Below are 24,280 nucleotides of genomic sequence, written 5' to 3'. Positions count from 1 at the left end.
GATCTGTGGGCTATTTAGGATTTACAGTCTAGTTTAAAAGTTATATATGTCATGTATAACAGTGTCTTACTGTATTTACAATTTTTAGATGATGATGTTAAATCAAATTTAATTAAAAACAAATTTTTTAGCTTAGCTTGATTCTGCCGAGATTAGACTACCTTTTAATATAAAACGGCTGACTCGCCAGTATTATCAATAAACTGATAAGTCCACTACACTCAAATGCATACTTAAATATAAATTAAGTAGGTAATTCAGGAATATCGTAATTAAAGATGTTACTCGGAATATTGAACTCAACGCTTTTGATTTTTCAGAATGAGTTACAGTGCAGATAAAAACAAAGAGGATATTATGTCACTAAAAGGTAAAACACTCTTCATTACTGGTGCAAGTCGCGGGATTGGACGTGAAATTGCGCTGAAAGCAGCGCAAGATGGTGCGAATGTTGTGATTGCAGCAAAAACAGCTGTTGAACATTCAAAACTAGAAGGCACAATCTTTTCAGTTGCGAAAGAAATTGAAGCAGCAGGTGGACAGGCTTTAGCAATTCAACTCGATGTGAGAGATGAACAGGCTGTACAGGCTGCAATGAAACAAGCTGCAGATCAATTTGGTGGTATCGATATCCTCATCAATAATGCGGGTGCGATTAAGTTATCTGGCGTAGAAACACTGGATCCACAACGTTTTGATTTAATGTATCAGGTGAATACGCGTGCCGTTTTAGTGTGCAGTCAAGCAGCATTACCGTATTTGAAAAAGAGTGAAAATCCACATATTTTAAGTTTATCACCGCCTTTAAATTTAAATGAAAAATGGTTTGCTTCTTATGCGCCGTATACCATTAGTAAATATGGAATGAGTATGCTGACTATTGGCATGAGTCAAGAATTTGAACATTATAAAATTAGTGTAAATTCACTTTGGCCAAAAACAATTATTGCGACTGCTGCGATTGAATTCTCACTGGGTGGGCGAGAGTTGCTGAGCCGTGCCAGAAAACCAAGTATTATGGCAGATGCTGCATATAGCATTTTAACCAGTGAAAAGCGTAAGATTTCTGGTCGATTATTAATTGATGAAGAAATTTTAAGAGAAGTTGGTGTTACAGACTTTGAGCAATATCGTGAAGGATCTTCTGAAGAAGACCTGATGATCGATCTATTTGTTGATGCATAAAATATTTTAATGAGATATTCACAAGTAGATAAGGTTGGCTTATCTACTTGTTTTTAAAGTTAGTTGTAAATTTATCTGCAATAGATATTTATTTAATGTAGATTTTGTTTTAATTTTAAACACTTTGCTTACTTTAGCATTGGAAAAAATAAGAAAAGGGTAGATGATATTGTATTGATCATCCCTAAAAGTAAGCGAGACATTTATTCGTGTTTGAATTGGACTGTAAACTACTCAGTATATTTTATTATATTTATAAGTTTAAAAGTGTTTCTATGGCAGCTGATCATTTAGCAATGAGCCAGCCAACCGTTAGTAACATCTTAAATAAAATTAGACAGCACTATAATGACCCCTTATTTTTAAGAATTGGTAATGAGATGGTTCCTACAGAACTGTCTAAACAGTTATTCCCTTTGGTGAGTGAAGCACTCAACAAAGTTGAAATTATCAATAATTTTACGATTAATTTTGATGAAATGGCATCACATCAACAGTTCACAGTTGCCATGACTGATGTTTCACATTTGGTACTCTTACCTAAAGTTTCGCAGTATTTAAAAAAACATGCTCCGCACATTAAATTGAATATTCGGGCGATTACTTCTGAAACAAGTTATCAAATGGCAAATGGTGAAATTGATTTAGCGATTGGTTTTTTACCCCAATTAGAAAATGGCTTTTATCAACAAAAATTGTTTGAGCAGTACTATGTGGTGATTGCATCGAAAAACCATCCTCGATTACAAAGTAATAATTTAACGATTGAACAGTATTTAAATGAATCACATATTGATATTGATGCAGGCTTTGGGCATTACCATATTGAAAATGAGTTGTTAAATTTAGAATTGCAACGCAATATTTTAATGCGTATTCCAAGTTACTTGGGCGTGGGCTTAGTAGTACAGGAAACGGATGCGATTGCTACAGTACCTTATTACTTAAGTGAGGTTTTATTATCGCGAGGTAATTTACAAATTTTTGATGCGCCAATTGCTTTCCCAACCTATGCCGTTAAGCAGTATTGGCACATGTCTTGTCATCATAAAACCAGCCATCAATGGTTAAGGCACATGTTTTATGAAATTTTCAGTCAAGTGAATGCACCTATTTTAATGGATCCACCTACTGCTTAAAAAGCAGAAAATAGGAATAGTTAAATGTGCTTTTCAGGTTCAGACAATTTATCTGGGGTCATGAGCGCCTGATTTACATAAAGTTTAATCAAACGCTCTCTAGAACCAATCGATTTCTGATAATGCGTTGAATTTAAAAGTAGTGATGCGCCGTAAGTAATCGTCCAGATGTAGGACAAATAATCTCGGATTGACATTATGCTGTTTAGTGCTTTTAGATGTTCGCCAAACATATCTTTGAGCTCCATAATTCGTGCTTCACGAATTCGATAGAGTTCTTCAAACAAGTCTTTGAGTTTTCTTTCATTATTGGTTAGTTTTTCTTCAATAACATGCAGTAAAATGGTGCGATTAGAATTAAGCATATTATAGAGCATATATTGGGAAACATAGGTTTTAATATCGTCATGATATTTTTTTGAAAGGTCCAATAAGCGTTGTTCATTCAGAATAATAAGTTCTAAATACAGCTGATTTTTACTTTTAAAATGTTTATAAATCGTTCCCTTGGCGATGTCTAATTCTTGTGCGAGTTCGCCTAAGGTTATATCTTGGTTGTTATCAAGCAATAGTGTTTCTGCCATCGCTAAAATCTTCTCTTTGCGTAAAAGAAAATTTTGTTGGCGTACTGAAATCATTTTATAAGTTCCAAAAGATATCGATAAAAGAACATCTGAATTATATCAGGTATCGTATCAGTAAAATGAATAAAACATCAGTCATTTGGGGGAATAAATAGGGGCTTAAAGATATAATGTCATTCACATGATAAATCTTTTAAATCTAAGTAGATTTGATACATATTCAGAAATGTGAAGCTCAGTGTTCTCTCAGACATTTTGAGCAAAAAATTTATTTTGCAGAATGAAATTATTGAATGGTTTAGTATAAAATGTGATTTACATAACCTATTGATTGTATTTGTAAATAAATTTAATAAGCTGTTTATCTTCATAGAAATGAATTGCCTAAAGGGTGTATGTGAAAATTTTAATACTTATAATTATCTAGATGATTATAATTTTATCATCAGTAATGATGCTAATAAAAAAGGAACTCCGAAAAGTTCCCTTTGAGTTGCTATGCGATTTTAATTTATAAAGTCTGTTAATGCGGTATTAAATTCACTTGGAGATTCAATATTTGAAATATGCGAGGCATTGATTTCAAATATTTGAGCATTTGGAATTCGATCTAACATAAATTGAGCATCTGTCACCGTAGTGACAGGATCTTGCAGACCGGCAACAATCAAGACTGGAACAGTGATGTCTTTGAGTTGTTCACGGAGGTCCGCTTTAGCCAAAGCTTCACAACAATTTGCATAACCTTCTGCGCTGCTAGCTGCGAGGTCGTTACTCAGCGTTTCCACAATTGTTGCTTGGCTTTGGATAAAGGGAAGGGTAAACCAACGTGATGCTGCTGTAGAAGCAATAGGTGCTAGACCTTGCTCACGAACCAATGCTGCACGATCTAGCCAAGCTTGTTCTTGACCAATTTTTGCAGCAGTGTTACAGACAATCACATGGTTAAAACGTTGTGGATGATGAATAGCAAGCCATTGACCTGTTAAACCACCCATTGAAATACCACAAAAAGTCGCTTTTTCAATCTTTAAATGATCAAGTAAATTTACTACATCTTGACCTAATTGCTCGATGCTATAAGGCCCTTGAGGTGCACTTGATGCACCGTGACCACGGGTGTCATAGCAAATGACAAAGTAATCATTTTTAAAGTGATTAAATTGCTGTTGCCACATCTCGTAATTAGTCCCAAGCGAATTTGAAAAAATAATCGCAGGTTGACTCGCATCACCAAATGTTGCGTAATTGATGCTTGCATCATTTGAAATAAATGTTGGCATTGCTCATTCCTTAAATCTCCTCTCTTTGTTAAAGGGAGGTGGGGAGGGATTTTTTAATAAAGAAACTGATGATTAAACCCGTTGAATAATCAGCGCGATCCCTTGACCCACGCCAATACACATTGAACATAGGGCATAGGTTCCACCTGTGGCTTCCAACTGATTCAAGGCCGTCGTGACCAAACGCGCACCCGAAGCACCCAGTGGATGACCCAAGGCAATCGCACCACCATTTGGATTGACATGTTCAGCGCCATCCGCCAAACCAAGGTCACGTGTCACTGCTAAAGCTTGCGCTGCAAAGGCTTCATTCAGTTCAATCACGTCCATTTGCTCTAAAGTTAAACCCGTTTGAGCCAATAATTTTTTAATTGCAGGTGCAGGAGCAAAACCCATAATGCGGGGTTCAACACCCACAGTGGTTGCGCCAATAATTTTGGCACGGGCTTTCAAACCGTATTGTGCAATGGCATCATCCGATGCAATTAACAACGCTGCTGCGCCATCATTAATCCCTGAAGCATTGCCTGCCGTTACCGAACCTTCAGCTTTGACTACAGGTTTCAGCTTAGTTAAGGCTTCAATGGTGGTGGCACGAGGATGTTCATCTTGAGAGATGATTACAGGTTCACCTTTACGCTGTGGAATGCTCACAGGTACAATTTCTTGCTCGAAAAAACCACGTGCTTGGGCATCTGCGGTACGTTGTTGGCTGGTCAATGCAAACTGATCTTGATCGGCACGGTTAATATTGAACTGTGTGGCCACATTTTCAGCAGTTTGCGGCATGGTCTCGACACCATACAGCTCTTTCAATTTAGGATTGATAAAACGCCAACCCATGGTGGTGTCTTCTAGCTTTTGAGCACGACCAAAAGCAGTTTCAGATTTACCCATCACCAAAGGCGCACGGCTCATGCTTTCTACACCACCAGCAATAATTAAATCTGCTTCACCAGCTTTAATGGCACGTGCTGCCATGGCGATTGCATCCAGTGATGAACCGCATAGACGATTCACGGTAGTCGCTGGGACTTGATAAGGCACACCCGCAAGGAGTGCTGACATACGACCAACGTTACGGTTGTCTTCACCGGCTTGATTAGCACAGCCATAGATCACGTCATCAACCAATGCCCAATTCACCGATGGATTGCGTTGCATCAAGGCTTGAATTGGGATTGCACCCAAATCATCGGTACGGACAGGGGCTAAGCCACCTGCATAACGACCAAATGGGGTACGAATCGCATCGATAATATAAGCGTTTTTCATATTGAATTTATCTCATTGGTTCTCTCTCCTTTGAAGGAGAGGGTTAGGGAGAGGATGCTTTATAAATATCCCTCATCCTAACCTTCTCCCTCAGGGAGAAGGAACTTCAATTATTTAATAGAAGCATGTATTTTTGTTTTATACAGTTGCATCAATCAGTTTTGCACCCGTCATTGCCTGTAATTCAGCAAAGGTTAGACCTTCCACTTTCTCAATGACTTTCATGCCTTCAGCCGTAACATCAATCACACACAGGTCGGTATAAATACGATCGACACATTTTAAACCTGTCGCTGGATAAGACAGTTCAGCGACAATCTTTGGTTCGCCTTTTTTAGTCACATGATCGGTGGTGATAAAGACTTTCTTCGCACCGACCGCTAAATCCATGGCACCGCCGACTGCAGGAATCGCATCGGGTGCACCGGTATGCCAGTTGGCCAAGTCACCATTTTCAGCCACTTGGAACGCACCCAACACCGCAATATCAAGGTGACCGCCACGCATCATGGCAAAAGAGTCACCATGATGAAAATAAGCACCGCCTTCAAGTAAAGTCACAAATTCTTTACCGGCATTAATCAGCTCAGGGTCTTCTTCACCTTTGGCAGGTGGTGGGCCAAAAGCCAATAAACCATTTTCAGAATGTAAGAAAACGTCTTTGTCGGAAGGTAAATAGTTTGAAATCTTGGTCGGTAAACCAATGCCTAAATTGACATAAGCACCATCTGGAATATCTTGTGCCACACGTTCTGCAATTTGATCGCGGGAGAGTTTGCTATAGCTCATGGTTTAAATCCTCAGGTCTTAGGCCGATTGTTCAAGTTGTTTTTTGCCAATAGCAACCACGTGCTGGACAAAAATACCCGCAGTGATGATGTGCTCAGGATCTAAAGCACCGAGTTCAACCACTTCAGACACTTGCGCAATGGTGACCTCTGCAGCCATGGCCATAATGGGGCCAAAGTTACGTGCAGATTTGTTATAAACCAAGTTACCCCAACGGTCGCCTTGATGGGCTTTAATGAGAGCAAAGTCTGCTTTGATTGGGTTTTCTAAAACAAAGTCTTTGCCGTCGTAGTTTAAGGTTGGCTTACCTTCAGCCAGTAAAGTCCCAAAACCAGTTGGAGTATAAATAGGACCTAAACCCATGCCAGCAGCTTGAATACGACAAGCCAAGTTGCCTTGTGGAACTAATTCCAATTCAATTTTGCCGGCACGGAACAATTCATCAAAAACCCAAGAGTCGGATTGACGTGGGAAAGAGCAAATGATTTTACGTACTGCACCCGTTTTAAGCAGCTTGGCCAAACCATAATCGCCATTACCGGCGTTATTGTTAATGATGACTAAGTCTTTGACGCCTAATTCAATTAACCCGTCAATGAGTTCAGCGGGCTGGCCAGCCGTTCCGAAGCCACCAATCATGATGGTAGAGCCATCCTTAATTTGGGAAAGTGCTTCTGTTAAAGATGATGTGCTTTTATCAATCATAGTGTTTCCTCATCAAACGTTTTGCCTAAACTAACCCTGAGTAGGACTTTGGGTTGAAGGCTGAGTAGCTGTAGTCGGTTGACGCTTGGTTAAAACCAAATGCGCAATCATTCCGATACAAATACCCCAAAATACTGAGCTGAGCCCTAAAAAATGCATGCCAGAAACTGTGGCAAGAAATGTAATCAGAGCTGCATCTCGTTGAGATTCATCTTTCATGGCTGCACTTATGTTGGTTGCAATTGCACCTAGCAATGCAAGACCAGCCAAGGCTGCAACCAATTCTTTAGGCAATAGACTAAAGAGCATGACAATACTGCCAGCAAATAAACCACCTAAAATGTAGAAAATACCGTTAGCAATACCGGCGATATAACGCTTTTCTTTTAATTCGTGTGAGTCTTTTCCTGTACATAGCGCAGCAGTAATGGCAGCCAAAACAATGGTGATACCGCCGACAAAAGCAACAGCAAGCGATACGATACTGGCAACACTTAAAATGGGTTTGGCTGAGGTGTCGTAACCACTTAATTTTATAATCGCCATACCCGGTAAAAATTGCCCAGTCAGACTGACAATAGTCAAAGGAATTGCAAAGTTAAGGGTAGAAGACCATGACCATTCAGGTGTAATAAACTCTGGAATTGCTAAAGAAAAACTCATTGCAACAGGATTCATTTTGCCAAAAATTAAACTTAGTGTAATGCCAGAAATAAGTACCCAAATAATGGCATAACGTGGTGAAAAGCGTTTTGCCAATAAGAAACAGGCCAACATGCCAAAGACCACATAAGGCATACTGTCTGTGGCTTTAAAGAGTCCGACACCAAACTGGAATAGAATGCCTGCCATCATGCCCGCGGCAATGCCTTGAGGTATCCATTTCAGTAACTTATCGAAAGAACCTGTCATGCCAATGAACAAAATAATCACCGCAGAGGTGATATAAGCAGCAACCACTTCATTCAGTGAAATGTTCGGAAATAATGCGACCAATAAGGCTGTACCGGGTGCAGACCACGCGGTAATAATCGGGACTTTAAATTTGATGGATAAGAAAATACCCGTGATTGCAGCACCAATTGAACTGCCCCAAATCCATGACGCCATCATGCTTGAAGAAACATCGGCTTGTTGTGCGGCTTGGAAAAAGATAATCATTGGGCCAGCATAAGAAATCAGCACGGCTAAAAATCCTGCAACCGTCGCTGAAATTGACCAATCTTGTTTTAATGTTTTAAACAGGTGTGCCATTGAAGGCCTCCATGCGCAATGATCCTGTTATATGATAAAAAAAGATCAAGGTTTAACCTTGATCTCCACCTCCGACAGGAACAACCGTACCTGTCATATATGACGACTCATCTGAAGCAAGGAACACAATGGCATTCACTTGTTCTTGGATGGTGCCATAGCGACCTAAAAATGTACTATCGATCGTTTGATCAACCACTTCTTGCATCCATGTCTGATCTTGTTCAGTCAGGGGCTTACTGTTACGTGGGATTTTACGTGGTGGGGCTTCTGTACCGCCCGTTGCCACAGCATTGACGCGAATTCCATCTTTGGCATGTGCAAAAGCTAAAGAGCGAGTGAGGGCATTGACCCCACCTTTCGATGCTGAATAAGGAATACGGTTGATACCACAGGTTGCAATAGAAGATACGTTCACAATCACGCCAGATTGATTTTTAATCATTTCAGGCAATACTGCTCGGCAGCACCAAAGTGTTGGGAATAATGAACGACTGACTTCTTTTTCAATTTCAGCAGGGGTGAATTCATGGAAAGGTTTCATCCATATTGCACCACCGACATTATTGATTAAGATATCTACACGACCATAATGTTGTATCGCTGCTTCGACTACAGCTTCTGCACCTGCAAATGTTTCAAGATCAGCCTGAACCACAATGGCTTGACCATTTTGAGCTTGAATTTCGGCAAGCACATCTTGAACAAAGTCTGAGTGGTCTGCCATGACGACTAAACCACCTTCAGCTGCAACTTGTAAGGCAACACCGCGACCGATGCCTTGAGCAGCACCAGTCACAATGACGACTTTATTTTGAAATCTTTGACGATCTGACATGTTTGTCTCCGACTTAGTTTGCAGAGAATTTTTCAAATAGGAAGTTTGCTGGTTTCACGCCTTCGCTATCTAACCAACCGCGGACTGCATCGACCATTGGTACTGGACCACATAAGTAAACATCGACATCGCCAGCATTGAGCCATGAATTGTCAATATGACCTGTGACGTAACCTTTACGTTCATGTGCAGAATCTGGGCTTGCAACCACTGTACGGTATTCGAACCAAGGGAATTTCGCTTGAAGTTCATTTAATTTTTCAATTGCAACCAAGTCAAAGTCATTGGTCACACCGAAAACCAAACGGATAGGTTGCTCTGAACCTTTTTCTTCAAGGACTTGTAACATTGACATAAATGGCGCAATCCCTGTACCGCCTGCAAGCATAACCACAGGGCGAACAACATTACGTAAATAGAAGCTACCAAATGGGCCAGTAAAGCTCATCTGATCGCCAGCTTGGACAGTTTTGCTTAAAAATTCACTCATTTTGCCATTTGGAACGTTACGAACCACAAAACCTGTTAAGCGATTGCCCGGTTTAGAGCTGAAAGAGTAAGAGCGTGTTTCAGTTGTTCCTGGAATCGCAACATTGACGTATTGACCGGCAAGGAAGTGAATATCTGGCTGACCATCATTTAATTGAATATCAAAGGTAATGGTTGATTCAGATAAATTTTCAACACGTGATAATGTACCTTGGAACTGATGAATTTCAGTTTTACATACTTCAGAAGACGCTTGAATTTTAAATACAGCATCAGAGGTTGGTTTACATTGGCATGCCAAAATATAACCTTCCGCTGCCTCTTCTGGGGTTAATGCATCTTCAATATAGGTTTCTTCTGGCATGTCGTAGGTACCAGATTCACAAAATGCACGACAAGTTCCACATGCGCCATCACGGCAATCTAGCGGAATATTAATTTTTTGACGGTAAGCGGCATCAGATAAAGTTTCGTTTTGAGCAACAGAAATAAAACGAGTAACGCCATCTTCAAATTGTAATGCAATGTTATGACTAGACATGGGAGAAATCCTTTCAAAATTAATTTTTTGAATCTCTCAGCAGAAATTTTCTACTGAGAGAATAGTCGAATTAGAGGTGATAAATATCGATGACTTGGTTGATATAATCATTTTTCAAAACGACGTATTTATCTACGATTTTTGGTTGTTCACCCGAGAAATCGATAACGTAACGTGACATACCAAAATAGCTATAGCTGGTTTTGTAACGGAAACTTAAGGTGTGCCAATTAAAGCGCACCGTTACTCGATCGCCATTACGCTCTAAAACTTCAACATTGGAAATATTGTGGCTAGTGCGTGTATCGGGCATGGTTGCAGAAGAGCGTTCTGTTTTAATACGGAATACGCGGTCTTCTAAACCTTGACGATTTGGATAGTAAATTAACGAAATTTCAGTTTCAGGATCTTCTACTAGGGTGTCATTATCATCCCAAGCTGGCATCCAGAATTGTGCGCAAGGTGCATAGCACTGTAACCAGTCATCCCATTGTTCATCATCTAAAAAACGTGCTTCTTTATAGAGAAATTGCGCAATATTTTCTAAAGATGTCTTATCTAAAGTCACTGCTGTATTCATGCGCTTTCTCCTTCAGTTACAGCCAATTCCTTTTCAGATGTAATCGCATGTTTCATGGTTTTGAGCCAGTATTGATGTTGAGCTAGGTATAGACCTTCATCTTCAGTTTTAATCCCTGAAAGTAATGGTTTTAAACCAATTTCATCTGCTGCTTCATCTGGACCTTGAACCCAGTGTTTTGCACCACGACTCATGTCATTCCATTCAAGCTCAATACCTGCATAACCTGCTTGGCATGCACGGAATTCTTCTAAATCGTCTGGCGTTGCCATACCTGAGGCATTGAAGAAATCTTCATATTGACGAATACGACGCGTACGCGATTCTTTATCTTCCCCAATTGGGGCGATACAGTAAATGGTGACTTCAGTTTTGTCGACTGAGATAGGGCGCAGGACACGAATTTGTGAACCGAACTGATCCATAAAATAAACGTTTGGATACAAGCACAAATTACGTGAGCGTTCGATCATCCATTTTGACATTGGAGCACCGAATTTTGCGGTATATTCTTCAGCTTTCGGGAAGTTTGGACGGTCTTCTGGGTTTGCCCATTGTGTCCAAAGCAACATGTGACCATTGTCAAAACCGTAAGAACCACCACCTTGTTTGCCCCATGAACCTGCGCTCATTGCACGGACATTGTCAGCAGCTTCTTTTTCTTTACGCTGTTGAGTAGTTGCTGCATAGTTCCAATGCACGGCAGAAACGTGATAACCATCTGCACCATTTTCAGCAGTGAGTTTCCAGTTGCCATCGTAAGTATAGGTCGATGCACCACGTAAAATTTCTAAGCCTTGTTCTGACTGATCGACAATCATATCAATGATTTTTGTCGTTTCACCCAAGAATTCTGCAAGTGTTGGTACGTCAGAATTTAAGCTACCAAACAAGAAACCTTTATAGCTTTCAAAACGTGCAACTTTTTTAAGGTCGTGTGAACCTTCTTGGTTAAAGCAATCTGAGTATCCTGCATCTACTGGATCTTTTACTTTAAGCAATTTACCTGAATTGTTGAATGTCCAACCATGGAATGGGCAAGTATAAGTTGCTTTATTGCCACGTTTATGACGACAAAGCTGTGCGCCACGGTGTGAACACGCATTAATCATGGCATTGAGTTCGCCAGTGCGGTTACGCGCAATAATAATCGGTTGGCGACCAATGTGTGTGGTGTAAAAATCGTTATTATTCGGAATCTGGCTTTCATGTGCCAAGTAAACCCAATTACCTTCGAAGATGTATTTCATCTCTAAGTCAAACAGGGCTTGATCAGTAAAGACTGAACGATGAAGTTTAAATTCACCAGTCTCGAAATCATCAATTAAAAGTTCATCAATGCGATCAAGGTGGCTAGTATTAATTACAGGAATACGAGGCATGTCCGTTCTCCGACTTTCCAAATTTTGGGACAGTCAACCAGATGTCATTAAATTGACATCTGGGTTATCTATCATAAGGGTATTAAGCGCTAACGCGACGACGGTCTACTTCAGTAGAAGGTGCAGTTGCAGCATCTTTTACCAGTTCAACATTAAACTGAATGTGTTTAAATGCTTTGTCTAAATTACGACGTGCAATTTCAGCTGCATCAGTAACATCTTCAGCGGTAGCAACAAGACCATCACGTGTAGCGAAAGCAAAGTCGTCCCAAAGGTATTTGTCACCTTCGATGTTGAACTGAGTTGTTAATTTGCGGTAACCCGGTGCAGAAACGAAATAATGCACATGAGAAGGGCGGTTACCGTGACGACCTAATTTGTTCAGAACAAACTGAGTCGTTCCTTCAGGTGGGCAACCATAACCAACAGGCATCGTGGTTAAAGCAGTATATTGACCATCAGCATCGGCTAAAATAGTACGACGAAGGTTGAATTCAGACTGTGATTTATCAAAGAAAGAGTAGTTACCTAAGCTGTTCGCATGCCAAATTTCAACTTTAGCATTTGGAATAACATTACCTTCAGTATCAGTCACTGTACCTTCAATAATTAAAGTATCAATTTTACCCGCTTCTGAACCATCATCCATACGTGCAAAGCCAACCGATTCAGGCGCACCAGCAACATATAAAGGACCTTCGATGGTACGCGGTGTACCACCTGTGATGCCAGCTTTAGCATCAGCTTCGTCGGCACGTAGATCAAGGTAATGTTCAAGACCTAGACCCGCTGCAAGAAGACCCAATTCATTAGCTTGACCTGCATCAGTGAAGTATTCCAAACCTTTCCATAATTCAGTTTGAGAAATATCCAAATCTTCAATCGCTTGGAATAAGTCACCCACTAAACGAATCACAATTTGTTGAACGCGCGTATCAACAGATCCTGTTGCCGTATCCACATTCATTTGTTTTACTAATTTATCGATTTCTTGACGGTTCATACTAATGCTCCTTAAGTATGATAAGTTTTTTGTACGTGGCTTGCGATGCTGGCATCTTGCTAGCTTTGTTACTCGCCACATTTCCTTGTTTAATACTAGTTTGGATCTATTTCTAAAGAGGGCGAATCATTTCACCCCTTTTAATTTTTCAATTAACTGTCATCACTACGCACTGAAGATGGGTGACGATTGAGTGCCATCACTTCAATATTCATATACGGATAAAGAGGCAGACCTTGCAAAATATTGTGTAGCTCTTCATTGCTTTCAACATCAAAAATACTGATATTTGAATATTGACCAGTGATGCGCCAGATATGACGCCATTTGCCTTGCTGCTGTAAGTCTTGTGAATATGCCTTTTCAACAGCCTTAATTTCATTGACTTGTTCAGCTGGCATATCACGAGGGATATTGACATCCATACGTACTTGGAAAAGCATATTCAGCTCCTACTCTAATGTATATAACGATCTATTAACGACGTAAGTTTTCGATTTTGTCTAAATCTAACTCAATACCTAAACCCGGTGCTGTTGGCAGAACCAACTCAAAGTCTTGATATTGTAATGGCGTTTTAAGAATATCTTTGGTCAATAGCAATGGACCAAATAACTCAGTGCCATATGCGAGATTGTGGAATGTCGAAAACACTTGTGCCGATGCCATGGTTCCTACTGGGCCTTCCAGCATGGTGCCACCATACAGATCAATCCCAGCCAATTTAGCAATTTTGCCAACTTCAGAGGCTTCAACTAATCCACCAGACTGTGCCACTTTCACGGCAAAGACAGAGGCTGCATTACGCTTGGCCAAACGATAAGCACTATCTGGACCCATCAAAGATTCATCTGCCATAATGGCAATATCAAACCGATGCGTTAAGCGTTGCATAGCATCAATATTTTCAATCGCACAAGGCTGTTCAATTAAATCGACACCACCGTCTTGTAACGCTTGAATGCCTTTAATCGCTTCAAGTTCAGACCATGCACGATTCACATCGACACGAATTGAAATATCAGCACCCAAGGCTTTTTTAATCGCAAGCACATGTTCAACATCTTCTTGAACAGGGCGAGAGCCGATCTTGAGTTTGAAAATATTATGACGTTTTGTAGCGATCATTTGCTGTGCTTCAGCAATATCTTTAGTCGTGTCGCCTGAAGCTAAAACCCAAAGTACAGGTACACTATTACGAATACGGCCACCCAGTACTTCACTTAAAGGCAAGCTTAAACGTTGTGCTTGAATATCTAATAAAGCAGTTTGAATGGCACATTTGGCAAAACGGTTACCATTAATATTCTTTTTAATGACTTGAAAGGTTTGCGCAACATTTAAACCTTTGAGGGATTTTAATAAGGGTGCGAAATAAGTTTCGATATTGATTTTGACACTTTCAGGGCTTTCTTCACCATAGCCTAAGCCACCGATGGTGGTTGCTTCGCCCCAACCGATAAAACCATCTTCAGTTGTGATTTTAATCAGCACCAGTGTTTGAGTCTGCATAGTCGCAACAGCCATCTTGTGGGGACGGATTGTTGGAATTTCCACCAGCAATGTTTCTATTGATTTATACATCTTTACTCTTTGCAATCTTGCTTTGTGCTGTTCTTATGATATACCTTAAAGGAATGGATATTGCCTGTCGAAGATCAAATTTGCATTTTAATATATTTAAAAGGTATACAGACCATGGAACTTAGACATTTACGTTATTTTGTTGCTGTGGTGGAAGAGCAAAGTTTTACCAAGGCCGCAGAAAAACTATTTATTGCTCAACCCCCTTTAAGTCGACAAATCCAAAATTTGGAGGCAGAGCTTGGAATTCAGCTTTTTGAACGTGGAAGTAGGCCGCTTAAAACCACAGAAGCAGGTCAATTTTTTTATTTACATGCCGTTAAACTTTTGTCTAATGCAGAAGAAATTAAGTCAATGACCAAGCGTATTGGTATGGTCGAAAGAACAATAACCATGGGCTTTGTAGGCTCATTATTATATGGTTTACTATCAAAAATTGTTTATTTATATCGACAGCAACAGCCACATTTAAAAATTGAACTGGTGGAAATGACCACCATGCAACAAATTAAAGCGCTAAAGGAAGGGCGTATAGATGTTGGTTTTGGAAGACTGCGTATTTCAGATCCGGCAGTAAGACGCGTTTTATTACGTGAAGAACCACTCATGGTTGCCTTACACGCGAGCCATCCTTTATTAGCCAATAAAGAGGGTGTATACCTTTCTGATATTGTCGATGAAAGTGTGTTTTTATACCCAAGCCATACCCAACCTAGTTTTGCGACACAAATGCAAAGCTTGTTTTCTGAATCTAATTTAGATCCACAAAATATTCGAATAGTTCGTGAAATACAGTTGGCTTTGGGCTTCGTTGCTGCGGGCGAAGGTATTTGCATTGTACCTGAAAGTGCCCGCTCTATTCAGTTAGCACATCTAAACTACATTCCTTTATTGGATGAGTGTGCAGTTAGCCCAATTTTCATGACGATTCGAAATATGGATGAAGGCGATGATATTCGCTCTCTCTTTGATTGTGTTTATCAGGTCTATGACTTAGAAGCGATCAAATATGATCGAACAATGATTTAAGGTGAATGTTTAACAAGGTGTAGACTTAAGTCTATACCTGAATCCTGCTTTGGATCATTTATTGTTATAATATTCACCTAAATTTATATATTGAGATGTATTCTTAAAACAAAATCATTTTAACTGTTACTCAATAGTACATTGTTACACTCTAATTTTTTAGCCTTTATTTTACTCAATCTCATCATGTGATTATTTTTAATTGTTTAATAGGTTGATGTAATAATTTAATTTTAAAACACATGAAAAGTCATGTTTTAATTGATTGTTTTACTTAGTAAAAATAAAAAAAATAAAAAACCTTAAAGGTATAAATATAGATGTAATCGGTTTTGGACATTAAAAGGCCGATGCTTCATTGTTGCTGCATATTTTAGGAATGCTACAGAAGCAGGAGGCTTTTAGCATGGATAGCAATAAATTAAATATCAATACAGTCGTAGACAATGCCAAATTTACTTCATTTCATTGGGGGGTATTGATTTGGTGTTTGCTGATTATTATTTTTGATGGTTATGATCTGGTCATTTATGGCGTGGCTTTACCATTGCTTATGCAAGAATGGGGATTATCGGCTGTTCAAGCTGGGTTGCTAGCAAGTACCGCACTATTCGGTATGATGTTTGGTGCGATGAGTTTCGGGACTTTATCCGATAAGATTGGCCGTAAAAAAACCATTATGATTTGTGTGGCCATTTTTAGTGGTTTTACATTCTGTGGTGGGTTTGCAACAACACCAGTGGAATTTGGTATTTTGCGCTTCTTAGCTGGTTTGGGTATTGGTGGGGTTATGCCAAACGTAGTTGCGCTGATGACTGAATATGCACCTAAACGTATTCGTAGCACTTTAGTGGCATTGATGTTTAGTGGTTATGCGATTGGTGGTATGACTTCGGCACTCTTAGGAGCATGGTTGGTTGTTGATTATGGTTGGAAAATCATGTTCTACATTGCATGTATTCCATTTCTTGCATTGCCTTTACTTTGGAAGTTTCTGCCTGAATCTCTCATGTTCTTAACCAAGAAAGGTGAAGCAGAACAAGTTCATAAAATTGTACAAAAAATTGCACCTGAGCAAAAAATTGCTTCAGAAACAAAATTTGTATTGAATGAAGTGACAGTCGGTGATGAAGCACCATTGCGTGCATTATTCCAACAAGGTCGTACCTTAAGTACGATCATGTTTTGGGTCGCCTTCTTCATGTGCTTATTAATGGTCTATGCATTGGGTAGTTGGTTACCAAAACTCATGATTCAAGCAGGCTATTCTTTAGGCGCAAGTATGCTGTTCTTATTCGCACTTAATATTGGCGGTATGGTCGGCGCAATTGGTGGTGGTGTGTTATCTGACCGTTTCCATCTTAAACCTGTGTTAACCACCATGTTTGCTGTTGGTGCTATTGCCCTAATCTTACTCGGGTTTAATAGTCCACAAGCGGTACTTTATACTTTAATCGCAATTGCTGGTGCAGCAACCATTGGTTCACAAATTTTATTGTATACCTTTGTTGCACAGTTCTACCCAACTGCTGTTCGTTCTACAGGTATGGGGTGGGCGTCTGGGATTGGGCGTATCGGAGCAATTGTTGGTCCAGTATTAACAGGTGCATTGTTAACCCTGCATTTACCACATCAAATGAACTTTTTGGTGATCGCGATTCCGGGAATTATTGCAGCGATTGCAATTTATATGGTGAGTCTGAGAGCATCTGTTGATGGTGTGAATGCGGTTAAAGAACAAGTTCACACCGAAAAAAACAATCTTGTAAATAATCTAACAAATTAATTTAAACAAGCGGTTTGACCAAGAGGTTAAGCCGCTCTGTATTATTAAAACAATGTAAATGAATAACTTAATATAGTTTAATTGAGGTCAGGATGAATACTCAAAAAATGAATTTTAAAGTGAAAACTTTAGTACTTGCTCTAGGTTTATCAATGGCAAGTGTTGCCCAAGCTCAATCTAGCAATGAAGTAGCGCAATTACGTCAAGAAGTGCAGGAACTCAAAAGTCTATTAGAGCAATATAGCCAACAACAGCAAAAGCAAACTATTGAATTGCAAGCGACTCAAGTTCAAGTGCAGGCGGTAAAACAAGACAGTAAATTAAGTACTGATAAAAAGGGCTTGGTATTTACCAAAGGTGGTGCGGAATTCTCCATATACGGTAATGTTCGTGCCGATGCATCTTATCAAGCGAAAGGTGGCAGTGATGCCCGCTTATATAATCAAATTAATACCGTACCTTTAGGTGGTAGTAAAGACAGCAATGACCGCTTAAAAACGACACTTGCTGCGACTCGTTTGGGTTTGGATTTTAAAACAGCAACTCAAGCCGGCGATGTCGGTGGAAAACTCGAAGTTGACTTTTTAGGTGCAAATGATGCTTTAAGAATTCGTCATGCATACTTAACTTATGGTAATTGGTTGATTGGTCAAACTTGGTCAAACTTTGCAGTGCCAGATTATATGCCTGAAACTATTGATGCTTTAGGCTATGTCGGTGGTTCAGTGAAGCGGAATCCTCAGGTTCGTTATACGACTAAATTTGATGCCAATACCAATTTAGTGATGGCCTTGGAAGATCCTAAAGATGCCAGCTCAAATATGCGTTTGCCTGCATTATCTGCACGTTTAAATCATAAATTTGCAGAAACGGGTGTCGTTAGTTTACGTGGTATGGTCAATGAAAAGAAAACCACAGAGGATAAAGACACCGCATGGGGCATGGGTTTAGGTGCAAAATATGATTTGACACCAAAGACGACTCTTAAAGCAGATTATTATCATGTAAAGGGTGATTCGAGTTTTGTGGCATGGAGCAATCCTGGTTTTGCTGTAGATACGAATAAAAATATTGTTGGAACCAATGAATTTGACTCAATCACGGTTGGGGTTACTCAACAGTTTAATTCACAATGGCGCGGAACATTGGGCTATGGCTATATGAAAGCAGATGATGATCAAAAATATATTGATACGCTTAAAGACAAAGCCAATAAAAATTTATGGCAAGCATGGGGTAACCTATTTTATAGCCCAACTAAACCCATTAGTTTAGGTTTGGAGTATGTTTATGGTGAACGTGAGGCATTTGTCGCTGCGCCGAATGGTAGTAAAACGGGTGAGGATAATCGTGTAAGTGCGGTTGCGATTTATAATTTCTAATTAAAGTTGTTTGAGCCTAAATTAGATGTGTATTGATTTCAGGTTTAGGTCAAGCTAATTGATTAGAAAGCAGATTATCTTAGTAATAGTAAGAAAAAAATCTTCTGTCTCACGTGTAAAATATTGAGATAAGATCATTGGTATTATAAAAGCCCTTATTCATGATAAGGGCTTTTATTTTTGAGTATGAGACGAGGGTAGCTTAAATTCAGAACGTGGTTTTATAGATTTTAGTTAAGCGTACTATTGAGTAGTCTAATCAATTTAATCAAATAGAAGTAGCTAGAGTAGTTCTGACTATTAAAACGTTAAGTACCCAGATTGGGAATGTTTTTGAACTGCTTGCTATTGTGCTTGTTCTTTTGGTTTTGAATCATTGAGCGGTATTTGATCGAGTGGTTTGGGTATGGTATTTGTTTGATTTAAATATCAACTCAAGCATTTCACCGATATATCATATTGATCTCATCAAGAAATGCTATATAAGGATAAATTGAATTTTGTTAAAGCTAAAGAATTAACTCACTGAGTTGTGGAATCAGTTGCGATCTATCCATCACTGAGTATTATTATATAGGGTGGTAACTTGATTTTTTATTTGGGAATGAAATTAAAAAATCGCTATTTTTGATTAGGAAAGTGGGTACATAAGTAGCAATATAAAAATATTTCTAAAATTAACGGAAAAAAAGACCAGAATTAATATTCTGGTCTTTTTTTGTTTTAGTCTGTGGCTCGACTCATGTGTGATGTAGATATATTTTCGGACACCGTTACTGTATCACTTTTAATCAGTTTATCCTGAATTAGAAAAACAGTAATGATGCCTAAAATGGCAGGAATACTTAATGCCAAGAAGTTGTAAACATAAGGAAGCTGTAGTGCCAATAACCAACCCGTTAAGATTGGACCTAAAATTGCACCAATACGTCCCATGCCCAGTCCCCAACCAATACCGGTAGTACGAATGTTGGCAGGGTAGAATTTTGCCATATATGCCAAGAGCATAATCTGTGAACCAATGGATGCTGCACCTGCACAAGCAATTAGAAAGTATAAAACGGTACTATCGAATTTGAATGATAATAAGGATAATGAAACAGCGCCAATGAGTAACATAACCATCAGAACATATTTTAAGTTGTAACGATCCGCTAAATAACCGCCTAAAATTGAACCAATCATTCCGCCAACATTTAAAGAGAATAAGAAAATAAGGCTCTTCGATAGATTATATCCCGCTTCAATCATCAGTTTAGGCAACCAATTACCCAGTGCATAGACCATAATTAAGGTCATGAAAATAGAACACCAGAACATGACTGTGCTAAATGCACGACCATCAGCAAAAATCATTTTAATCGGCGCATTTTCAGCATTTTGATTACTTGAATCTAAGACAAAAACATCACTGCTTTGATGTTTGTATTCAGGCACTATTTGGCTTAAAAAATGTTGAACTTTCTGATTTTGTTTACGACGGACTAAATAATCGATGGATTCTGGCAAGACTTTCATTAACGGTAGAATTAAAATTAATGGAATACCCGCGATCAGGAACATGATTTTCCAACCATACATTGGAACTAAAATTGAACCTAAAAATGCTGCTGCCATACCACCAATCGCGTAGCCACTGAACATGAGTGTGACGAAAAAGCTTTTGAATTTTTTAGGTGCATATTCACTCACTAATGCAATGACATTGGGCATTACTCCGCCAATACCGACCCCAGCAATGAAGCGATAAATGGAGAATTCTACTGGTGTTGAGGCAAAGCCACATAACACGGTAAATAAGCTAAATAAAAGAATACAGGTCGCAATGACACGTTTTCGACTCACCCCAAGATGTTCAAGTTTGTCAGAAATCGTACCGAAAATTAGCGCACCAAACATCATTCCAAAGAGTGCCACACTACCGATAAGACCAGCAGTGACTGGGTCAATTGCCCACTCTTTCATGAGTAATGGTAGCGAAACGCCATAAATGACCAGATCGTAGCCATCAAAAATAATAATGAGTGTACTAAGAAGAATCACTCGCCAGTGAAACGGGGTAAGTTTTGATTCATTAATCATTTGATTTACATTGATTTCACGCATAGTTCCCTCCTGGAACATCGCTATTTTTATTAAATAATTTTATTTTAAAAATAAAAGTGTGAGATCGATGCTGGACATGCAAAACTCGATCTCACACAAAGGGTTACCTATAACGGTATGTGTTCGCAATTTTAGATATGATAAAAATCTAAAACCGCATTAATTTTGTCATTCATAAGAATCACTTGTTTATACGTGATTTTGAAGCTTTGGTCTTGTTTTTTAATACGATAATGGACTAAACCGAAAAAGCGTCTCACCACTTCCATACGCACATAAGACGTGTCCCAACCCGCTTCAATATAAATTTCATCATTTTCAACTTTAACAATACGAATATTACTGAGTTGATGCAGGGTTCGTGGCAATGGATAAGCCGAGGATGATTTTTCGGTTTCCACACGGAATATACGGTCTTCTAAACCACCACGGTTAGCATAGTAAATCAGAGACATTTCACGTTTTGGATTGGTGGTATATTCAAACTCCGATTTCCACTGTGGCACATGAAAGGTCATTTCTTCACAAAAATCTTCAAGATATGCTTTCCAGTTTTTATGGTCGCAGTGACTGGCATTACGATATAAAAATTGTTCAATCTGATATTGTAATTCAGCATTATTTTCCATGACTTATGCCTCCTCAACCAAATTGATTTTACGATGTGCCAAACCTTTTAACATCAGGTTCTGCCATGTTCTGTGTTGATTGACATACAGACCTTCATGGGTAATTTCAGTGCCTGTAATGACAGGTTGAATACCTAAGATTTTACTGTTTTTGCTTTCACCATAATTCCAGTGCTGATAACCACGTGAAATATCATTCCATTTAGAATTTCGAGCTTCGAATCCACGTTGAGCTTCTTTAAATTCCACTAAATCGTCAGGTGTTCCTAGACCAGAGACATTAAAGAAATCTTCAAACTGGCGAATACGATTTTCACGATCTTCGTCAGATTCACCTTTAACACCAAGACATTGGCTAATAATTTCAGTTTTATTCCAAGCCACAGGTCGAATAATTCGTAATTGAGAGCTGATTTGATCCATAAAAAATAGACTTGGATACAGGTTTAAATTACGCAGACGATGCATCATCCATTCAGCGGTTTCTTGTCCATATTCATCGACCAAGCGGGGCATTACACTTTGGTAGCCTGGGCGTACATCAGGATTAGGCATATCGCTAAATAAAACACCATGACCATTCTTAAAAGTGAACCAACCATCATCGGTTTGTGTGTCGCCAGCGCCTAATTTACTGTAGTCCAAAGTTTTAGATGTAATGCCTTTTTCAGCTTCAATGGTTTTGCGTTGTTGTACAGTAGCAACATAATTGTAATGTACGGTACTCACGTGATAGCCATCTAAACCATTTTCATTTTGTAGTTTCCAGTTAGCATCAAACTCATATTTGGAACGACCTTCAATCATTTCCAATTCACCTGTTGGCGATTGAGCAATCATCATGTCAAGGAATTTTTTAGTATCACCTAAAAAGTCTTCTAGACTAGTTTGTGACTGAACGTCCAGATTGACAAAAACAAAGCCGCGATAGCTGGTAACTAAAGCTTTTTTTAAGCCGAGCTTAGATTTATCAAAGGTTTGTTCGCAATATTCAGTTGGGGCTTTAACTTTTAATAATTTTCCGTCATTTTTATAGCACCAAGCATGGAATGGGCAGACGAAATTGGCTTGATTGCCTTTGTACATTCGAGTCAACGTGGTGCCACGATGTGAACAACTGTTGGAGAGGGCGTGTAAGTTGTTTTCTTTATCACGGCTAATAATCATCGGGTAACGACCAATTTGAACTGTAATAAAATCATTCACTTTCGGAATTTCACTTTCGTGACAGGCATAGATCCATGTTTTTTCGAAAATATATTCCATTTCTAAATCGAACAATTCAGGTGCTGTAAAAATTTCGCGTCCTACACGAAAAACACCTTCATCTTCACGGAAATCAATATTTTCATTTACAAATGCTTTCCAATCACGATCCATGACTTGAGTATTTTGCATCCTTTCTTTTCCTTAAAGCTTTTGATTTAAGTTAAGGCTTAGAGCAATTTGGATCTATCCATTTTTATTTGATTTTTATCCAAATTTAACGCGATTTAAAAATTCGCATGATTGCTTGTGGTATGTTGATATACCTTTTCGATATTTATTGTTTTTCTTAAAATTTGGTAGACTAAAATGTATAAAAATAAAAAAGAAGCGTAATTATTTCCCTATGCTAAATGGCTGCTTGGGATCAATATGAGTAAGGATGATCAGCATGCAGAATCAACAATTATCGCTATCAACACAACTGGTTGTATCAGATGCACGGGATTGGATGAACACGATTTGTGGGAATCATGAGTTGATTGTTCCGCGGCAGCATAAACTGAATTTTCAGCATCAATATGTGCGTTTGTCGACCAATCACAATGCGCTTTCTTTAGGTTATATTGAATATGGAACGGATGTCGGTATTGTTAATGCAAAAACATTACGCTGTTATAGTTTAAGCCTGCCATTGGCTGGCGAGCAGGAATTGCAATTAACGCACAGCAATAATATTCTGTCGAACAGCAACACAGGACTGATTATTAATCCTCAAGAAGAATTACAATTGAATATTGCAGGGGATTGTAAGAAATTACATATTGCGATTCCGAAAGAAAAACTTGAGCAGGTTTTAAAGGGGCTGATCGGCCAAGATTTAAAGCAAGATATTGTTTTTGATCCTCAAATGCAGATGGATACATTACAAATTTCACAATGGTGGCAGCAAATCCGTTTCTTTTTAGATGATATTAATCTGTCTGGTGCGGGTCATTTACATTATTTTTATCAAGAAATGGAAAGTTTACTGATTAAAAAATTGCTGTTTATCCAACCGCATAATTATAGTGCACAACTCAAAAATAATTTGGGTCAAAACTTACCTAGAGAATTACAATTTGCACTGCAATTTATTCAACAAAATTCAAAACTTCCGATTGGGTTGCAAGATATTTGTGATTTTTCACATAGTTCAGCAACGAAATTAAATCTTTTATTTAATAAGCATTTTCAAATTTCACCGATTCAATATTTAAAGCAAATTCGTTTAAAGAACGTATTCCAAGAGCTAACACAAAATCCTCAAAATAATATTGCAGACATTGCACTGGAACATGGGTTTAATCATCTTGGGCATTTTTCGCGAGACTATAAATTGTTATTTAACGAAAAACCGAGTCAAACGATCAAACGTCTTTTGATGAATTAAATTTTTTTGTTTTTGCACAGGGATGATGCTTTTAAGAGGTGTAGAAAAATATTTTCTATGAAAAAAAGCCCTTATCAAT

The 24,280-nt window shown here is 38.8% G+C and carries 22 protein-coding genes; 6 read left to right on the top strand and 16 right to left on the bottom strand.

Annotation, left to right across the window (positions count from 1 at the left end; genetic code table 11):
* Window positions 1-357 precede the first annotated feature (357 nt).
* Window positions 358-1,185, top strand: a complete 828-nt coding sequence (locus B9T28_RS04405; RefSeq protein WP_086203038.1) for an SDR family oxidoreductase — start codon at window positions 358-360, stop codon at window positions 1,183-1,185.
* Between the two features lie 209 nt (window positions 1,186-1,394).
* The gene (locus B9T28_RS04400) at window positions 1,395-2,324 is read left to right on the top strand and encodes a LysR family transcriptional regulator (protein ID WP_086202740.1); all 930 of its coding nucleotides are present in this window, start codon (window positions 1,395-1,397) and stop codon (window positions 2,322-2,324) included.
* A gap of 20 nt (window positions 2,325-2,344) precedes the next feature.
* Here the strand turns inward: B9T28_RS04400 and B9T28_RS04395 are convergent, their stop codons facing one another.
* From B9T28_RS04395 to B9T28_RS04330, 13 genes are all read right to left on the bottom strand, one after another.
* Window positions 2,345-2,962, bottom strand: coding sequence for a TetR/AcrR family transcriptional regulator (locus B9T28_RS04395; protein WP_086202739.1), 618 nt, complete (start codon window positions 2,960-2,962; stop codon window positions 2,345-2,347).
* Between the two features lie 452 nt (window positions 2,963-3,414).
* A complete protein-coding gene (gene pcaD / locus B9T28_RS04385; RefSeq protein ID WP_086202737.1) occupies window positions 3,415-4,191 on the bottom strand; it encodes a 3-oxoadipate enol-lactonase in 777 nt (258 codons plus the stop codon).
* A 72-nt stretch (window positions 4,192-4,263) separates the two neighbouring features.
* On the bottom strand, window positions 4,264-5,466 hold the full coding sequence (pcaF, locus tag B9T28_RS04380) for a 3-oxoadipyl-CoA thiolase (protein ID WP_086202736.1): 1,203 nt from the start codon (window positions 5,464-5,466) through the stop codon (window positions 4,264-4,266).
* A gap of 138 nt (window positions 5,467-5,604) precedes the next feature.
* Window positions 5,605-6,255, bottom strand: a complete 651-nt coding sequence (locus tag B9T28_RS04375) for a 3-oxoacid CoA-transferase subunit B (protein ID WP_086202735.1) — start codon at window positions 6,253-6,255, stop codon at window positions 5,605-5,607.
* Window positions 6,256-6,273: 18 nt separating this feature from the next.
* Window positions 6,274-6,960, bottom strand: a complete 687-nt coding sequence (locus tag B9T28_RS04370; RefSeq protein ID WP_086202734.1) for a 3-oxoacid CoA-transferase subunit A — start codon at window positions 6,958-6,960, stop codon at window positions 6,274-6,276.
* A 30-nt stretch (window positions 6,961-6,990) separates the two neighbouring features.
* The gene (gene benE, locus B9T28_RS04365; protein WP_086202733.1) at window positions 6,991-8,214 is read right to left on the bottom strand and encodes a benzoate/H(+) symporter BenE; all 1,224 of its coding nucleotides are present in this window, start codon (window positions 8,212-8,214) and stop codon (window positions 6,991-6,993) included.
* A 52-nt stretch (window positions 8,215-8,266) separates the two neighbouring features.
* Window positions 8,267-9,052, bottom strand: a complete 786-nt coding sequence (benD, locus tag B9T28_RS04360) for a benzoate diol dehydrogenase BenD (RefSeq protein ID WP_086202732.1) — start codon at window positions 9,050-9,052, stop codon at window positions 8,267-8,269.
* A 13-nt stretch (window positions 9,053-9,065) separates the two neighbouring features.
* Entirely contained in the window at window positions 9,066-10,082 is a 1,017-nt protein-coding gene (benC, locus tag B9T28_RS04355) for a benzoate 1,2-dioxygenase electron transfer component BenC (protein WP_086202731.1), read from the bottom strand.
* Between the two features lie 70 nt (window positions 10,083-10,152).
* Window positions 10,153-10,662 (bottom strand): benzoate 1,2-dioxygenase small subunit, encoded by a 510-nt coding sequence (gene benB, locus B9T28_RS04350; RefSeq protein WP_086202730.1) that lies wholly within the window; start codon window positions 10,660-10,662, stop codon window positions 10,153-10,155.
* Window positions 10,659-12,044, bottom strand: coding sequence for a benzoate 1,2-dioxygenase large subunit (gene benA, locus B9T28_RS04345; protein ID WP_086202729.1), 1,386 nt, complete (start codon window positions 12,042-12,044; stop codon window positions 10,659-10,661). The genes benB and benA overlap by 4 nt, the downstream gene beginning before the upstream one ends.
* 82 nt (window positions 12,045-12,126) lie before the next feature.
* A complete protein-coding gene (catA, locus tag B9T28_RS04340) occupies window positions 12,127-13,047 on the bottom strand; it encodes a catechol 1,2-dioxygenase (protein ID WP_086202728.1) in 921 nt (306 codons plus the stop codon).
* A gap of 152 nt (window positions 13,048-13,199) precedes the next feature.
* Window positions 13,200-13,490 (bottom strand): muconolactone Delta-isomerase, encoded by a 291-nt coding sequence (catC, locus tag B9T28_RS04335; RefSeq protein WP_086202727.1) that lies wholly within the window; start codon window positions 13,488-13,490, stop codon window positions 13,200-13,202.
* A 34-nt stretch (window positions 13,491-13,524) separates the two neighbouring features.
* Window positions 13,525-14,631 carry a muconate/chloromuconate family cycloisomerase gene (locus B9T28_RS04330; protein WP_086202726.1) on the bottom strand — a complete coding sequence of 369 codons (1,107 nt, stop codon included), beginning with the start codon at window positions 14,629-14,631 and terminating at the stop codon, window positions 13,525-13,527.
* A gap of 114 nt (window positions 14,632-14,745) precedes the next feature.
* Between B9T28_RS04330 and B9T28_RS04325 the strand changes: the two genes are divergently transcribed.
* From B9T28_RS04325 to B9T28_RS04315, 3 genes are all read left to right on the top strand, one after another.
* The gene (locus B9T28_RS04325) at window positions 14,746-15,660 is read left to right on the top strand and encodes a LysR family transcriptional regulator (protein WP_086203037.1); all 915 of its coding nucleotides are present in this window, start codon (window positions 14,746-14,748) and stop codon (window positions 15,658-15,660) included.
* A 406-nt stretch (window positions 15,661-16,066) separates the two neighbouring features.
* Window positions 16,067-17,446, top strand: coding sequence for an MFS transporter (locus B9T28_RS04320; RefSeq protein ID WP_086202725.1), 1,380 nt, complete (start codon window positions 16,067-16,069; stop codon window positions 17,444-17,446).
* Window positions 17,447-17,538: 92 nt separating this feature from the next.
* Window positions 17,539-18,828 carry a DcaP family trimeric outer membrane transporter gene (locus B9T28_RS04315; protein ID WP_086202724.1) on the top strand — a complete coding sequence of 430 codons (1,290 nt, stop codon included), beginning with the start codon at window positions 17,539-17,541 and terminating at the stop codon, window positions 18,826-18,828.
* Between the two features lie 723 nt (window positions 18,829-19,551).
* Here the strand turns inward: B9T28_RS04315 and B9T28_RS04310 are convergent.
* The 3 genes from B9T28_RS04310 to antA form a co-directional block, all read right to left on the bottom strand.
* Window positions 19,552-20,934, bottom strand: coding sequence for an MFS transporter (locus B9T28_RS04310; protein ID WP_086202723.1), 1,383 nt, complete (start codon window positions 20,932-20,934; stop codon window positions 19,552-19,554).
* A 131-nt stretch (window positions 20,935-21,065) separates the two neighbouring features.
* Window positions 21,066-21,563 (bottom strand): aromatic-ring-hydroxylating dioxygenase subunit beta, encoded by a 498-nt coding sequence (locus B9T28_RS04305; RefSeq protein WP_086202722.1) that lies wholly within the window; start codon window positions 21,561-21,563, stop codon window positions 21,066-21,068.
* A gap of 3 nt (window positions 21,564-21,566) precedes the next feature.
* Entirely contained in the window at window positions 21,567-22,943 is a 1,377-nt protein-coding gene (gene antA, locus B9T28_RS04300; RefSeq protein WP_252053509.1) for an anthranilate 1,2-dioxygenase large subunit, read from the bottom strand.
* 277 nt (window positions 22,944-23,220) lie between these two features.
* On the opposite strand from antA, the gene B9T28_RS04295 reads away from it, so the two are divergent.
* On the top strand, window positions 23,221-24,201 hold the full coding sequence (locus tag B9T28_RS04295) for an AraC family transcriptional regulator (protein ID WP_171263454.1): 981 nt from the start codon (window positions 23,221-23,223) through the stop codon (window positions 24,199-24,201).
* Window positions 24,202-24,280 lie beyond the last annotated feature (79 nt).

This window comes from Acinetobacter silvestris, assembly GCF_002135235.1.
Classification (GTDB): Bacteria; Pseudomonadota; Gammaproteobacteria; order Pseudomonadales; family Moraxellaceae; genus Acinetobacter; species Acinetobacter silvestris.
Note: the sequence above shows the minus strand (reverse complement) of the source record. Positions and strands in the feature narration are given on the sequence as shown.